Consider the following 15065-nt stretch of genomic DNA (forward strand, 5'->3'; position numbering starts at 1 on the left):
GTTGTGACCTCCCAACATAGGGGCGGCGCGCGAGTGGAAGGGGGGACCCATGACCGATCACGTCGATGCGCTTGAATTGCCGATCGAAGTTGCCGACGAACCCGCGCCGTCCGAGGCTGCGCGATCGAGACTCGCCCAGAGCGCAGCACCGATCGCGCTTGCAGCCACCACGGCACTGGCAGCGTGCAGTGGTGGTGGCAGCGGTGGATCATCGCCCGTCGCTGTCGCGCCAACCCCTACCCCGTCACCGACCCCGACGCCCGCTCCGATCGGCGCTGCACAGGCCAGTCGCTTCCTGCAGCAGGCGACTTTCGGCGCAACGAAGACCGATATCGAGCAGGTTCAGTCGCTCGGTTTCGACGGCTGGATCACCGATCAGGTCAACAAGCCCCGCACCGCGCATTGGGACTGGATGGTGACGAGCGGCTACAGCGTTTCGGGCAACATCAACAATACCACTGGTTTCGACAACAGCGTCTGGCGTCAGATCATCAGCGAACCCGGCCAACTGCGCCAACGCGTCGGCATGGCGCTGTCCGAAATGATGGTCGTCGGCATCGACGGAATCAACCTGAACTGGAAACAGTTCGCCGCCGCTGCTTGGCTCGATGTGCTGCTCGACAATGCGCTGGGCAATTTCCGCACGCTGATGGAGCGCATCACCTACAATGCGGCGATGGGGTCGTTCCTGACCTATCTGAACAATCGCAAGGCCAACCCCGCCACGGGTTCGGTTCCCGACGAAAACTACGCGCGCGAGCTGATGCAACTGTTCACGCTCGGGCTTTACCGGCTGAATATGGACGGCACGCTCCAGCTATCGGGCGGTCAGCCGATCGAAACCTACACTCAGACCGATGTGTCGCAGCTTGCGCGGGTCTTCACCGGCCTGACGCTGGACTCGACCGACAGCACGACACCCGATCGCTATCGCCGCAGTCTGGTGTTCAACCCCGCCAACCACGAAACCGGCGCATCGACGTTCCTCGGCGCGACGGTGCCGGCCGGGGCCGATGGCGCGAGCGCGGTCAGGATCGCGCTCGACACGATCTTCGCGCACCCCAATGTCCCGCCGTTCGTGTCGAAGCAGTTGATCCAGCGGCTGGTGAGCAGCAATCCCAGCCCCGCCTATGTCGGCCGCGTGGCGGCAGTCTTTGCCGACAATGGCAGCGGCACTCGGGGCGATCTGCGCGCGGTGGTGCGCGCGATTCTGCTCGACAATGAGGCTCGCGCCGACACCGGCACCAGCAGCACCACCGGCGGCAAGCTGCGCGAGCCGGTGATCCGACTGACCAACTGGGCGCGCGCTTTCGGGGCGACGTCAGCCGGGGGACTTTGGCCGATCGGCGACACCTCGAGTTCGAGCACCCGGCTGGCGCAGTCGCTCGGCCGCGCGACGTCGGTGTTCAACTTCTTCCGACCCGGCTACACGCCGCCCAACACCGCGATTGCCAATGCATCGCTGGTGGCGCCGGAATTCCAGATCACCCATGAATTGTCGGTCGTCGCTTATATCAACTATCTCCAGACCGCGATTCAGAACGGGCTCGGCACCGGCAACGACGTCAGGGCGAACTACGCCGCCATGCTGGCTTTGGCGAGCGACAGCGCGGCGCTGGTCGGCGAAGTCAATCTGCTGCTCGCCGCCAATCAGCTGAGCGCTGCTACGGTCGCGGCAATCCGCGCGGCGGTCGACAGCATTTCGGCAACGACGACCGCCGGCCAGACCAACCGCGTCTACACCGCCATCCTGCTGACGATGGCGTCACCTGAATATATCACGCAGCGCTGAGGGGGACGGCATCATGTTTACATCCGATCAATCGCGCCGCGCCTTTCTGAAGCGCTCCGCCGCGCTCGGCATCGCCGGGAGCGCTGCGCCTTTCGTTACCAACCTCGCGGCAATCGGCGAAGCAGCGGCCGCAACCGCCAGCGATTACAAAGCGCTGGTCTGTGTGTTCCTGTACGGCGGCAATGATTACGCCAACACCCTGCCGCCCTATGATCAGGCGAGCTACAATCTGTACGCGGCTGCACGCACCAACCTGGCGCATGCGCGCGCGACGCTCGCGGCGACGGTGCTCAACCCCAGCACCGCGCTGCCCGGTGGGCGGCAATATGCGCTTGCGCCCACGATGTCGGGGCTGTTGCCGATTTTTGACGCAGGCCGGCTGGCGGTGGTGCTCAACGTCGGCACGCTCGTCCAGCCGACGACCAAGGCGCAATATACCGCCAATTCGGTCCGCCTGCCGCCGAAGCTGTTCAGCCATAACGACCAGCAAAGCTATTGGCAGGCCAGCAATCCGGAAGGTGCGACGTCGGGCTGGGGCGGCCGCATCGGCGATCTGCTGCAAAGCGGCAACGGCACTTCGACGGTGACCTGCATCAACGCCAGCGGCAATGCGGTGTTCCTGACCGGTCGCACTGCGATTCAATATTCGGTCGGCACCACCGGGCCGATTGCACTGCTCAACAATGGATCGACGCTGTTCGGATCGACCGCTGCGGCGAGCACGCTACGCACTTTGATGACCAGCACCAATGCCAATTTGCTGGCCAACGAACATGCCACGATCAGCAAGCGCGCGCTCGACACCTATGCCCAGGTCAATAGCGCACTCGCCAGCGCGCCGGCGGCGAATTTCCCGCTTTTTCCGACCGGCAACAACCTTGCAAGCCAGCTCCAGATCGTCGCGCGGCTGATTTCGGTCAGCCAGGAACTTGGCGCCAAGCGACAGGTTTTCTTCGTGTCGCAGGGCGGGTTCGACTTGCACGACAATCTGCTCGCGCAGCATCCGGGCCTCGTCAGCAATGTCGCCAACGCAATGCGCGCCTTCTACGACACTACGGTCGCGCTTGGCGTGGCGGACCGGGTGACGACCTTCACGGGATCCGATTTCGGCCGCACGCTGCAATCGAACGATGACGGCTCCGACCATGGCTGGGGCAGCATGCACTTCGTCATGGGCGGCGCGGTCAACGGTCGCCGCTTCTACGGGACGCCGCCGGCAATCGGCAACAACACTCCCGACGACGTCGGCCAGGGGCGCTTGCTGCCAACGATTTCGGTCGATCAATATGCCTCGACACTCGCGAGCTGGTTCGGCGTAAGCGCGGGCAATATGTCGACGGTGCTGCCCAATATCGGCAATTACAATCCGTCGACGTGGAACCTGGGGTTCGTCTGAACGAGTGGCATAGCCCCAAATCAAAAAGGGCCCGGTTTCCCGGGCCCTTTCTTTTGGGTTGCCTTGGCAAGGCTTAGTCGCGGTCGCCCGTCAGGAAAGCGGGAGCAAATTCGGGCGCGGGGCCGTCATCGCCGCCACCCGAGCGTTCCGGACGCGGGCCGCGATCACCACCGCGGCGCGGACCGCGATCGCCACGGCCTTCGCCGCGACCTTCGCCGCGCGGACCGCGACCACCGTCGCCGTCACGCCGCGGGCCGCGGCCTTCGCCACGCGGGCCACGATCGCCACCCTCACGCGGCTCGCGAGCCGGGCGCGAGTCTTCAAGCTCGGCACCGGTTTCCTGATCGACGACGCGCATCGACAGGCGCACCTTGCCGCGCGGGTCGATCTCGAGGACCTTGACCTTGACTTCCTGACCTTCGCTCAGGACGTCCGCCACCTTCTCGACGCGCTCGTTCTTGATTTCGGAGACGTGGACGAGGCCGTCCTTGCCGCCCATGAAGTTCACAAACGCGCCGAAATCAACGAGATTGACCACCTTGCCATTGTAGATCTTGCCGACCTCAGGCTCCTCGACGATGCCCTTGATCCAGTTGATCGCGGCTTCGATCTGGCTGTGATCCGACGACGACACCTTGATCACGCCTTCGTCGTCGATGTCGACCTTGGCGCCGGTGGTGGCGACGATCTCGCGGATCACCTTGCCGCCCGTGCCGATGACGTCACGAATCTTCGACTTGTCGATCGTGATCGTTTCGATCCGCGGCGCGTGCGCCGACAGCTCGGTACGGGTCGACGACAGCGCCTTGGCCATTTCGCCCAGGATGTGCGCGCGGCCTTCATGCGCCTGTGCCAGCGCGACCTTCATGATCTCTTCGGTGATCCCGGCGATCTTGATGTCCATCTGGAGCGAGGTGATGCCTTCGCTGGTCCCGGCGACCTTGAAGTCCATGTCGCCGAGGTGATCTTCGTCACCCAGAATGTCCGACAGGACCGCAAAGTCCTTGCCTTCGAGGATCAGACCCATCGCGATGCCGCTGACCGGGCGCTTGATCGGCACACCGGCGTCCATCAGCGACAGCGACCCGCCACACACCGTCGCCATCGACGACGATCCGTTCGACTCGGTGATGTCCGACGTGACGCGGATCGTGTAGGGGAACTCTTCCTTCGACGGCAGCACGGCGTGCAGCGCGCGCCAGGCCAGCTTGCCATGGCCGATGTCGCGACGGCTCGGCGCGCCGAAGCGGCCGACTTCGCCGACCGAATAGGGCGGGAAGTTATAGTGCAGCATGAAATGCTCGTAATGGAGCCCGTTGAGCCCATCGATCATCTGCTCGGCATCCTTCGTGCCGAGCGTCGTGGTCGCGATGGTCTGGGTCTCGCCGCGCGTGAACAGCGCCGAACCATGCGCGCGGGGCAGGAAATGCACCTCGGCTTCGATCGGGCGGATCTGCGTGGTGGTGCGACCGTCGATGCGCTTGCCGTCCTTCAGGATGGCAGTGCGGACGATCTCCGCCTCGAGCTTCTTGACGAGCTTCTGTGCGGCCATCTGCTCCTGCGGACTGCGGTCGGCCATTGCCTCCTTCGCCTTCGCGCGCGCGGCATTGAGCATATCGGCGCGGTCCGACTTCAGCGTGGTCTTGTAGGCAGCGGCAATGTCATCGCCGATCAGCGCCTTCAGCTCAGCCTTCACCGCGGCGGTATCGTCGGCAACCTTGAGTTCCCACGGATCCTTGGCCGCCTGTTCGGCGAGATCGATGATCGCGTCGATCACCTGCTGCGACGCCCGGTGCGCGAACATCACGGCGCCGAGCATGACTTCTTCCGACAGCTCCTTCGCTTCGGATTCGACCATCATCACCGCGTCATGCGTTGCCGCCACGACGAGGTCGAGCAGGCCGGCTTCGACCTGCGCATCCGACGGATTGAGCTGATAATCGGTGCCGTCATAGCCGACGCGCGCGGCGCCGATCGGGCCCATGAACGGCACGCCCGACAGCGTCAGCGCTGCCGAGGCGGCGATCATCGCCAGAATGTCGGGCTCATTCTCGCCATCATAGCTCAGCACCTGAGCAATGACGTTGATTTCGTTGTAGAAACCTTCGGGAAACAGTGGACGCAGCGGGCGATCGGTCAGACGGCTGATCAGCGTCTCGCGCTCGGTCGCGCCACGTTCGCGCTTGAAGAAGCCGCCCGGGATGCGCCCGGCGGCCGAGTATTTTTCCTGATAATGGACGGTGAGCGGGAAGAAGTCCTGCCCTTCCTTGACCGACTTGGCGGCGGTGACGGCGCAGAGCACCACGGTTTCGCCGAGCGTCGCGATCACCGCGCCGTCGGCCTGGCGGGCAACCTTGCCCGTTTCGAGGGTGAGGGTCTTGCCTCCCCACTCGATTGAAACTTTCTTGATATCGAACATCTGATTTCCTTCAACACCACGCGCCCTATGCGCGTGGGGCCTGTAGCGAGCGCCTGCGGAACGGATTCCCGCAGGGTCTCTGGTCGAGCCACTTGCGGCTCTGCGCGATCGCCTTCAGCGGCGATCGCGGTGCGGTCATCGTGCCGGATTGCGCGACGATCCGCAAACGAAACGGCCCCCGAAACCGGGGGCCGCGACGGTTATTTGCGAAGCCCGAGCTTCGCGATCAGGTCGGTGTAGCGCTGCCCGTCCTTGAGACGGAGATAATCGAGCAGCGTGCGACGCTTGTTCACGAGCATCAGCAGACCGCGGCGCGAGTGATTGTCCTTCGCATGGGTCTTGAAATGCTCGGTCAGATTCTTGATCCGCTCGGTCAGGATCGCGACCTGAACCTCGGGGCTGCCGGTGTCGCCTTCGACACGGCCATGTTCCTTGACGAGCGCGTCCTTGCGCTCCTGCGTGATCGACATGTACTTTTCATCCTTCGACATCGCGTTACAGATTGAACCCGCGCACGACCCGGACCTGTCGATCCGAAACCTCGACCAGCGCGACCGGCACATCGTGCAGAACCGCGAAATACTGGCCATCGTGAACGGCGATCCCGGCCAGCTTGCGCCCCTCGCGGAGTGCCCCTGCCTGGTCGGGTGTGAGGGGTAGAGCCGGGATGTCGTCCAGCCCCGCCCTCATCGGCAGGAGAATTACTTCAAGGTCGCGCGCCATAGCGGCCTCAGCCAGATTGTCCAGCGAAATCGCCTGCGCGAGCGTGAACGGCCCGGCCTTGGTCCGGCGCAGCATCGTGACATGCCCGACAGTGCCGAGCGCGCGGGCAATGTCGCGCGCGAGACTGCGAATATAGGTACCTTTCGAGACGTGCGCGGTGAGGGTGACCTCTGCGAGCCCCTCCCCTTCAGACGAGGGGTTGGCTACCGCAATTGCGTGGATCACCACCAGCACGACTTCCTCCCCCGCCCGCGCGAGATCATAGGCGCGTTCGCCATCGACCTTCAGCGCGGAGTAAGCCGGCGGCACTTGTTCGATCGGTCCGGTGAAGCGCGGCAGCACGGCCTCCACCTGCGCAAGCGTCGGGCGGACATCGCTTTCCATGATCACCCTGCCCTCAAGATCGAGCGTATCGGTCTCCACCCCGAACTTCACCGTGAACTCATAGAGTTTGTCGCTGTCGAGCATCCGCCCGGCCAGCTTGGTCGCCTCGCCCAGCGCCACCGGCAGCACGCCGGTCGCCAGCGGATCGAGCGTGCCGCCATGCCCGACCTTGACCTTCGCATAGCCGCCTGTCCGCAGCGCCCGCTTGACCGCGCTCACGCCCTGCGTCGAGCCGAGGCCGAGCGGCTTGTCGAGGATGATCCAGCCGTGCACCGCTGTCATGCCTCGGCAGCGGCGAGGCGCTCATGGAAATGTTTGCGGCACAAGGCGATATAGCGGTCATTGCCGCCGATCTCGGTCTGTGCGCCCGCCGCGACCGCGCGGCCTTCACCATCGACGCGCAAGTTCATCGTTGCCTTGGCGCCGCAATCACACACCGATTTGATCTCGACCATCTCGTCGGCGAGCGCGAGCAGCGCCGCGCTGCCGGGAAACAGATCGCCACGAAAATCGGTCCGCAGTCCATAGCAGAGCACCGGAATGCCGCGCTGGTCGGCCAGCCAGGCGAGTTGATGGACTTGCCGCGGCGACAGGAACTGGGCCTCGTCGACCAGCACGCACGCGACCGGCGCTGCCTGATGCGCAGCACCGACAATCGCAGCAAGATCGGTATCGGCATCGAACGGCATCGCCGCGCGCTCTAGCCCAATCCGCGAGGTGATGACGCCGGGCGCAAATCGCGTGTCGATCGCGGCGGTGAACAGCACCGTGCGCATGCCGCGCTCGCGATAGTTGAAATCGGCCTGCAGCAAATTGGTCGATTTGCCAGCGTTCATCGACGCATAGTAGAAATAGAGCTTGGCCATCAGCCGTGCGGATCGCGCTCACTGTCCAGATCACGCGCGACTTTCGGATCGCGGAGCAGTGCGTCGATATGGCTGCCTTCGTCGAAGCTTTCGTCGGCGACGAACTTCAGCTTGGCGGCATATTTGGTGTTCACGCGCCGCGCGACCTCGCTCTGGAGATAAGCGGTGTTGGTGCGCAAGGCCTTGAGTACCGCGTCCTCGTCCTTGCCGAGCAGCGGCTTCACGAACGCGGTCGCGTGGCGCAGATCGGGCGACATGCGGACTTCGGTGACGGAGACGAGATGCTTCGCCAGCGTCTCGTCATGCACGTCGCCACGCGCAAGAATGTCAGACAGTGCATGCCGCACCTGCTCGCCGACACGCAGCACGCGGACGGAACGGTCCTGAGGAGTTTCGGTGGGTTTCAACATGCGCCTCCCCTCCCGCTTGCGGGAGGGGCCGGGGGTGGGCGCTCCGGCCAAGTTGACATTAGCCGGGGCAAGCCCACCCCCCAGCCCCCTCCCGCAAGCGGGAGGGGGAGTTGATCACAACGTCCGTTCGCGCAATTCGACTTCGAAGGTTTCGAGGAAGTCGCCTGGCTTGATGTCGGTGTGGCTGAGGAACGTCACACCGCATTCCAGCCCTGCGCGCACTTCCGCCACATCGTCCTTGAAGCGGCGCAGCGACGCGATCTCGCCATTGTAGATGATGACATCGTTGCGCGTGATGCGGGCCTTCAAAGCCTTGCGGATGAAGCCTTCGACGACCAGCAGACCGGCCGCGCGGCCATGCTTGCCCGCCGGGAAGACCTCGCGGATTTCGGCGCGGCCGACCACGGTTTCGAACGCTTCCGGCCCGAGTTCGCCGGCCATCCCGGCGCGGATTTCGTCGATCAGGTCATAGATCACGTCATAATATTTGAACGCGACCTTCTGGCGTTCGGCGATTTCGCGCGCCTTGGCGTTGGGGCGGACGTTGAAGCCGATGATCGGCGCGCCGCTCGCCCCCGCCAAAGTCACATCGCTTTCGGTGATGCCGCCAACGCCCGAATGCAGCACGCGCGCGCGGATGTCGGCGGTGCTGATCTTGTTGATCGACGCGACGATCGCCTCGACCGATCCTTGCGTATCGGCCTTGACCACCAGCGGATATTCGATCGCCTGCTTCTCCTTGAGCGCCGAGAACATGCTCTCGAGGCTGGCGGGCGCCGCTGTCGTGCGCTTTTGGGTGATGACCGACTGGCGATAGGCCGCGACTTCGCGCGCCTTGGCCTCGTTCTCGACGACCTGCAGCGGATCGCCCGCCATCGGCACGCCCGACAGACCGAGTACTTCGACTGGCATTGCCGGACCGGCTTCCTTCAGTTGGCGCCCCTTGTCGTCGATCAGCGCGCGGACCTTGCCGCTTTCGGCACCGACCACGAACACATCGCCGACCTTCAGCGTACCGCGATTGACGAGGATCGTCGCGACCGGCCCGCGCCCCTTGTCGAGCTTGGCCTCGATCACGCTGCCTTCGGCCATCCGGTCGGGATTGGCCTTCAGCTCCATCAGTTCCGCCTGAAGCTGGACCTTCTCGACCAGCTCGTCGAGCCCGGTCTTCTTCAGCGCGGAGACTTCGACATCCTGCACGTCGCCCGACAGCTCTTCGACGATCACGTCATACTGGAGCAGCGCTTCGCGCACCTTCTGCGGGTTGGCCTCGGGCTTGTCGACCTTGTTGATCGCGACGATCATCGGCACGTTGGCGGCCTTGGTGTGGTTGATCGCCTCCACCGTCTGCGGCTTCAGCCCGTCGTCGGCGGCGACCACCAGGATCACGATATCGGTAACATTGGCGCCGCGCGCGCGCATTTCGGTGAACGCCTCGTGGCCGGGGGTGTCGAGGAAAGTGATCTTGGACTTGTCCTTCAGCGTCACCTGATAGGCGCCGATATGCTGGGTAATGCCGCCGGCTTCGCCGCGCACCACATCAGTGCCACGCAGCGCATCGAGCAGCGACGTCTTGCCGTGATCGACATGGCCCATGATCGTCACGACCGGCGGACGCGGCAGCAGCGCATCCTCGGGATCGTCGCCGGTCTGAAGCGCGAGTTCGGCATCGGCATCGGTCACGCGCGTGATGTTGTGGCCGAATTCGGTCACCAGCAGTTCGGCGGTGTCCTGATCGATCGTTGCGTTGATCGTGACGGGCATGCCCATCTTGAACAGCGCCTTGACCAGATCGGCGCCCTTTTCGGCCATGCGGTTGGCGAGTTCCTGCACGGTGATCGCCTCGGGCACGACAACGTCGCGAACCTGCTTCGGCTGCGCCTCGCGCGGGCCGAAGTGGCGCTTTTCCTTTTCACGGGCACGCTTGAGCGCGGCGAGCGAACGCGCACGCGCGCCATCGCCGTCGTTGAGCGCGCGGTTGACGGTCAGCTTGCCTGACTGGCGACGGTCGTCCACCCCCTTGCGGTCGCGGGTCGGGCGCGCGGGCGGCTCCGACGAGGCCGGGCGCTTGTTCGGACCGAGATTGCCCCCGGCATTGGCCCCGGCATTGCCGCTGCCCGCCGGGCTTGCCTGAGGGGCGGCGGCAGGAGCGGCGGCGGCTGCCGGCGCAGGCTCCGGCGCCCGCACCGGCTGCGGTCGCTCAGGGCGCGGCACCGGCGTAAAGCGGCGCGGCGCGGGCAGATTGACGTCGGGCGCAAGCACCAGCGGCTCGGGCGCCGCCGGCTCGGGCGCGGCTTCGACGGGCGCCGGGGCAGGCGCAGGAGGCGCTTCCTCGACCACTGACGGCGGCGACGCTTGCTCGGCCTTGCGCGCTTCCTCGGCGCGGCGGCGTTCTTCCTCGATCGCTTCCTGACGCTCGCGCTCCTCGCGGCGGCGCGATTCTTCGGCGGCCTGCAGGCGTGCTTCTTCGGCTTCGCGCAACAGCTTCGCCTGCAACTCCTGGCGCGACAACAGGCTGTCGGCGGGCTTGCGCGCCGGTGGCGGCGGCGCAGGCTGCTGCGGCGCCGGCGCGCGGGCGGCAGGTTCAGGGGCGGCAACCTGTTCCTCGACCATCGCCTCGCCCTCGCCGGGGCGGCCGAGGACACGGCGGCGCTTCACTTCGACCACGACGGTGTTCGACCGGCCGTGGCTGAAGCTCTGCTTCACCTTGCCGGTTTCGACCGTGCGCTTCAGGCCCAGCGGCGCGCGCATGCCCAGTTTCGGCTTTTCGTTGTCGGTATCGCTCATCAGGTCGCTCAAAGTCCTCAGATATTCTCAGTCGTATCGCACGGCGCATCGCCACGCCGGTCCGTGGTCGACGCCGTTGCGCCTTGCGAAGACGTTTCGCAAGCCGCGCTCACCAGCTCAGGTCCGATGTAATGCAGCCAGCGGTCGAGCGCGGAGCGCAACCGCCCAGCGGCGCCGGGGTCGGTAATTCCGATATGTACCACGTTCTCGCGGCCCAGCGCCATCGACAATATAGCGCGCGCCAGCGGGACCGCTACCCCACGCTGGCCGGAGCCTTCGGCATCGTTGCCGACTCGCCATGCCTGGTCGAGCTTGCGCGAGCCATCGGCGCCTGCGTCGGAAGCGTGGAGCAGCAAATGGAGCAGACCGCTGCGCGCTGCCTTGTCGATCCGCTCATGGCCGATCACGACATGGCCGGCCTTGGCTTCCAGTCCCAGCCGGTCGAGCAGCTGGCGCTCGAGCTGCGCTGCAATCATCGCGGGCAGATCGGGCGGCAGGGTGAAAGCGCCCGTCTTGAACGCCCGCGTCAACACGCCATTCAGCTTGCCCTTGGCGAGCGCCTTTTCGAGTTCGGCGCGCGGCACGCCGATCCACGCGCCACGCCCCGGCGCCTTGGCGCGGACGTCGGGCAGCACTTGCCCCTCCGGCCCCAAAGCGAGGCGGATCAGAATGTCGCGTGCCGCGCGGTCACCCGACAGGATGCACTTGCGGACCGGGCCGTCGATGTCGGACGTCAGCGGCTCATTGTGAGGATTCCGCATGCGCGTCCTCCTCGGGCTCGGCGCCCGCTTCGTCGGCAAACCAGTGCGCACGCGCGGCCATGATGATCTCGTTGCCCTGGTCTTCGCTGAGGTTGTACTCGGCAAGCACGCCGCCCTTGTCCTCGCTGCGCTTGGTGTCGGCGTCGTTGCGGCGGCGCGGCTCCTGGCGCTTCTTCTGGACGAGTTCGTCGGTCGCGAGATCGGCGAGATCGTCGAGCGTCTTGATCCCCGCCTTGCCAAGCGTGACGAGCATCGCTTCGGTCAGATAGGGCATCGTCGCGAGCTCATCCTCGACGCCGAGTTCGCGACGCAGATTGCGATTGGCTTCCTCGCGCCGGTCGAGCGCTTCGGTCGCGCGGTTCTGCAGCTCGGCGGCGATCTCGTCGTCGAGCCCCTCGATCGAGGCGATTTCGTCGAGCTCGACATAAGCGACCTCCTCGAGGCTGCCGAAGCCTTCGGCGACCAGCAGCTGCGACAGCGTTTCGTCGACGTCGAGTTCGTTCTGGAACATTTCCGACCGCTCGACGAATTCGCGCTGGCGCTTCTCGCTCGCATCGGCCTCGGTCAGGATATCGATCGCCTTGCCGGTCAACTGCGACGCGAGTCGTACATTCTGGCCGCGCCGACCGATCGCGAGGCTCAACTGATCGTCGGGCACCACCACTTCGATACGGTCTTCTTCCTCGTCGATCACGACGCGGCTGACGTTGGCAGGCTGGAGCGCGTTGACGACGAAGGTCGCGGTGTCGGGCGACCAGGGGATGATGTCGATCTTCTCGCCCTGCATTTCCTGCACCACCGCCTGCACGCGGCTGCCCTTCATGCCGACGCAGGCACCGACGGGATCGATCGAGCTGTCATGGCTGATCACGCCGATCTTGGCGCGGCTGCCCGGGTCGCGCGCGGCCGCCTTGATCTCGATGATGCCGTCGTAGATCTCGGGCACTTCCTGCGCGAACAGCTTCTTCATGAAATCGGGGTGCGCGCGCGACAGGAAGATCTGCGGCCCGCGGTTCTCGCGCCGCACCGACAGGATCAGGCTGCGGACGCGGTCGTTGACGCGCACGACTTCGCGCGGGATCTGCTGGTCGCGGCGGATGACGCCTTCGGCGCGGCCGAGATCGACGACGACATGGCCGAATTCGACGCGCTTGACGACGCCGGTGATGATCTCACCCATCCGGTCCTTGAATTCTTCGAACTGGCGCTCGCGTTCGGCATCGCGGACCTTCTGGAAGATCACTTGCTTGGCTGCCTGCGCGGCGATGCGGCCGAATTCGATCGGCGGCAGCGGATCGACGATGAAGTCGCCGACGACCGAGCCGGGCTGAAGCTTCTGCGCTTCCTTCAGGTTTACCTGCTTGAAATAGTCGTCGACGGCCTCGACCACTTCGACGACGCGCCACAGCCGCAAGTCGCCGGTCTGCGGGTCGAGCTTGGCGCGAATGTCGTTCTCGGCGCCATAGCGGGCGCGCGCGGCGCGCTGGATCGCGTCTTCCATCGCCTCGATCACGATCATGCGATCGATCAGCTTTTCCTTCGCAACCGCATCGGCGATCGCGATCAGTTCGGCCTTGTTGGCGGAAATGGCAGTGGCCATCAGTCTTTTTCCTCGGTCAGTTCGGCGCCTTCGGGCGCATCGTTTTCGGGTTCGAATTCATCGGCGCCTTCGGCGGAAAGCGGCCGGGTGGCGGCAAGCAATTTGTCGGTGAACAGCAACTTCGCGTCGGCGACCTGATCAAAGCCGATCGTCATCACCGCATGCTTCTTCACGTCGATCGAAATCCGGCCATCGGTCACGCCAAGCAGCACGCCGGTCAGCTGCTTGCGGTTGTCGATCGGCGCGGCCAGGTGGATGCGGGCCTCGTGCCCCTTCCAGTCCTCGAAATCCTTGAGCCGGGTCAGCGGACGGTCGATGCCGGGCGAGCTGACCTCGAGCCGGTAAGCCTCCTCGATCGGGTCGCGGCCCTCGGCTTCGAGCGCGTCGAACACGTCCGAAATCCGCCGCGACAGATCGGCGCAATCGTCAATCGTCAACTGGCGCGTCGTCGGGCGCTCGGCCATCACCTGCAACGTCAGGTCGCCTGCACCGCCGAACATCTTGACGCGCACCAGATCGAAGCCCAGCGCTTTCGCCTCGGGTTCGATGAGTGCCGTCAGTCGGGCGATATCCGCCAAGCCAGTCTCTCCACACGCACAAGCCAACCGCGCCGCCGACCCTATGGGGCCGACCTCCGCAGCGTTACCGATGTAGAGAAAGCGCATTGCCTCTATAGGCGTAGCGCGCGATGCTGGCAAGCATCCACTCGGGCAGCGATGCGTTGTTGCCCGGTCACGCCATTAGCCGGAGCCGTCACGCCCATGCGTTCTGCCCTTCTCCCCCTCGCCCTGATCGCCTGTGCTGGCAACAGCGCCGAACCCGCCGCCAGCGCTGATCGCCCCTTCACCACCACCGTTATTGCCGATTTCGACGCGCCCTGGGCGATGACGTTCCTGCCCGATGGGCGGATGCTGGTGACCGAGAAGAAGGGGCAGCTCTTGCTCGTCTCCGCCGACGGCAAGGACCGGCAGGTGGTGAGCGGCACGCTGCCGGTCGACAGCGTCGGGCAAGGCGGGCTGATGGATGTCGTGCTCGCACCGGGATTCGCGAAGAACCGCCTCGTCTATTTCAGCTTTTCCGAAAGCGGCGCGGGCGGCAAGGGCGTCGCGCTCGCGCGCGGCAAGCTGGTCGAACAGCCTACGCTCGCGCTTGAGGGCGTCGAGGTGCTTCACCGCGCGACGCCCTATCTCTCCGGCAACGGCCATTATTCGGGCCGCATCGCCTTTTCGCCCGACGGCAAATATCTGTTCTACGCCAATGGCGAGCGTCAGAAATTCACCCCGGCGCAAGACCCCAAAATGTCACTCGGCAAGGTGCTGCGGCTGACGTTCGACGGCAAACCCGCCCCCGGCAATCCGCTCGCGGCGCAGGGTTTTGATCCCGCGATCTGGAGCTATGGCCACCGCAACATCCTCGGCCTCGCCTTCGATGCGCAGGGGCGGCTGTGGGAGCAGGAAATGGGCCCCGAAGGCGGCGACGAAGTCAATCTGATCGAGCCGGGCAAGAATTACGGCTGGCCGCGCGTCTCCTATGGCCGCAATTACGGCGCGCCCACTGACGACATTCCCGACCACGCACCGGGCGACGGCTTTGAACCGCCCAAGGTCTGGTGGAACCCGGTGATCTCGCCGGGCGGGCTGATGATCTATTCGGGCAAAATGTTCCCGCAGTGGCGCGGCGACGCCTTCATCGGCGGGCTGTCGAGCAAGGCGCTGGTCCGCGTGGACCTCAACGGCGCGACTGCCGCCAAGGGCGACCAATGGGACATGGGCGCACGCATCCGCGAAGTCGAACAAGGCCCCGACGGCGCGATCTGGCTGCTGGAGGATGGCGGCCGCGGGTCGACGGGGCGGCTGCTGAAGCTGACGGCAGTGCGAAGCGCCCGTAACTGAGCGGGCGCGGCATCGGCGACTTCGGTGTCAGCCGA

General features: G+C 65.3%; 12 protein-coding genes. 3 read left to right on the forward strand and 9 right to left on the reverse strand.

Annotated elements, in window-relative coordinates:
• Nucleotides 1-49: 49 nt before the first annotated feature.
• On the forward strand, nt 50-1792 hold the full coding sequence (locus AX672_RS08900) for a DUF1800 domain-containing protein (RefSeq protein WP_082730467.1): 1743 nt from the start codon (nt 50-52) through the stop codon (nt 1790-1792).
• A 13-nt stretch (nt 1793-1805) separates the two neighbouring features.
• Entirely contained in the window at nt 1806-3188 is a 1383-nt protein-coding gene (locus tag AX672_RS08905) for a DUF1501 domain-containing protein (protein ID WP_066650789.1), read from the forward strand.
• A gap of 73 nt (nt 3189-3261) precedes the next feature.
• Here AX672_RS08905 and pnp read toward each other — a convergent pair whose 3' ends face one another.
• The 9 genes from pnp to rimP all read right to left on the reverse strand — a co-directional run bounded on the left by pnp (nt 3262) and on the right by rimP (nt 13716).
• A complete protein-coding gene (pnp, locus tag AX672_RS08910; protein WP_066650790.1) occupies nt 3262-5607 on the reverse strand; it encodes a polyribonucleotide nucleotidyltransferase in 2346 nt (781 codons plus the stop codon).
• Between the two features lie 200 nt (nt 5608-5807).
• Nucleotides 5808-6077: a 30S ribosomal protein S15 gene (gene rpsO / locus AX672_RS08915; RefSeq protein WP_066650829.1), complete on the reverse strand. Its 270-nt coding sequence runs from the start codon at nt 6075-6077 to the stop codon at nt 5808-5810.
• A gap of 25 nt (nt 6078-6102) precedes the next feature.
• Complete coding sequence (gene truB, locus AX672_RS08920; RefSeq protein ID WP_066650791.1) at nt 6103-6996, reverse strand: tRNA pseudouridine(55) synthase TruB; 894 nt, start codon at nt 6994-6996, stop codon at nt 6103-6105.
• Nucleotides 6993-7580 (reverse strand): thymidine kinase, encoded by a 588-nt coding sequence (locus tag AX672_RS08925; protein ID WP_066650792.1) that lies wholly within the window; start codon nt 7578-7580, stop codon nt 6993-6995. Before AX672_RS08925 ends, truB begins: the two co-directional genes overlap by 4 nt.
• Nucleotides 7580-7987, reverse strand: a complete 408-nt coding sequence (gene rbfA / locus AX672_RS08930; RefSeq protein WP_066650830.1) for a 30S ribosome-binding factor RbfA — start codon at nt 7985-7987, stop codon at nt 7580-7582. The genes AX672_RS08925 and rbfA overlap by 1 nt, the downstream gene beginning before the upstream one ends.
• Before the next feature lie 117 nt (nt 7988-8104).
• Nucleotides 8105-10777: a translation initiation factor IF-2 gene (gene infB, locus AX672_RS08935; protein WP_066650793.1), complete on the reverse strand. Its 2673-nt coding sequence runs from the start codon at nt 10775-10777 to the stop codon at nt 8105-8107.
• Nucleotides 10778-10794: 17 nt separating this feature from the next.
• On the reverse strand, nt 10795-11538 hold the full coding sequence (locus AX672_RS08940) for a DUF448 domain-containing protein (protein ID WP_066650794.1): 744 nt from the start codon (nt 11536-11538) through the stop codon (nt 10795-10797).
• Entirely contained in the window at nt 11519-13138 is a 1620-nt protein-coding gene (gene nusA / locus AX672_RS08945) for a transcription termination factor NusA (protein WP_066650795.1), read from the reverse strand. The genes AX672_RS08940 and nusA overlap by 20 nt, the downstream gene beginning before the upstream one ends.
• The gene (gene rimP / locus AX672_RS08950) at nt 13138-13716 is read right to left on the reverse strand and encodes a ribosome maturation protein RimP (RefSeq protein WP_231731244.1); all 579 of its coding nucleotides are present in this window, start codon (nt 13714-13716) and stop codon (nt 13138-13140) included. Before rimP ends, nusA begins: the two co-directional genes overlap by 1 nt.
• A gap of 183 nt (nt 13717-13899) precedes the next feature.
• On the opposite strand from rimP, the gene AX672_RS08955 reads away from it, so the two are divergent.
• Complete coding sequence (locus AX672_RS08955) at nt 13900-15030, forward strand: PQQ-dependent sugar dehydrogenase (RefSeq protein WP_066650796.1); 1131 nt, start codon at nt 13900-13902, stop codon at nt 15028-15030.
• Nucleotides 15031-15065: the final 35 nt, after the last annotated feature.

The organism is Sphingomonas sp. CCH10-B3 (assembly GCF_001556185.1).
Classification (GTDB): domain Bacteria; phylum Pseudomonadota; class Alphaproteobacteria; order Sphingomonadales; family Sphingomonadaceae; genus Sphingomonas; species Sphingomonas aquatica.

Bases quoted from the DNA above. Each gene is read 5' to 3' on its own strand.
- AX672_RS08900 (WP_082730467.1), top strand. From the start codon at position 50: ATGACCGATCACGTCGATGCGCTTGAATTGCCGATCGAAGTTGCCGAC.
- AX672_RS08905 (WP_066650789.1), top strand. From the start codon at position 1,806: ATGTTTACATCCGATCAATCGCGCCGCGCCTTTCTGAAGCGCTCCGCC.
- pnp (WP_066650790.1), bottom strand. From the start codon at position 5,607: ATGTTCGATATCAAGAAAGTTTCAATCGAGTGGGGAGGCAAGACCCTC.
- rpsO (WP_066650829.1), bottom strand. From the start codon at position 6,077: ATGTCGATCACGCAGGAGCGCAAGGACGCGCTCGTCAAGGAACATGGC.
- truB (WP_066650791.1), bottom strand. From the start codon at position 6,996: ATGACAGCGGTGCACGGCTGGATCATCCTCGACAAGCCGCTCGGCCTC.
- AX672_RS08925 (WP_066650792.1), bottom strand. From the start codon at position 7,580: ATGGCCAAGCTCTATTTCTACTATGCGTCGATGAACGCTGGCAAATCG.
- infB (WP_066650793.1), bottom strand. From the start codon at position 10,777: ATGAGCGATACCGACAACGAAAAGCCGAAACTGGGCATGCGCGCGCCG.
- AX672_RS08940 (WP_066650794.1), bottom strand. From the start codon at position 11,538: ATGCGGAATCCTCACAATGAGCCGCTGACGTCCGACATCGACGGCCCG.
- nusA (WP_066650795.1), bottom strand. From the start codon at position 13,138: ATGGCCACTGCCATTTCCGCCAACAAGGCCGAACTGATCGCGATCGCC.
- AX672_RS08955 (WP_066650796.1), top strand. From the start codon at position 13,900: ATGCGTTCTGCCCTTCTCCCCCTCGCCCTGATCGCCTGTGCTGGCAAC.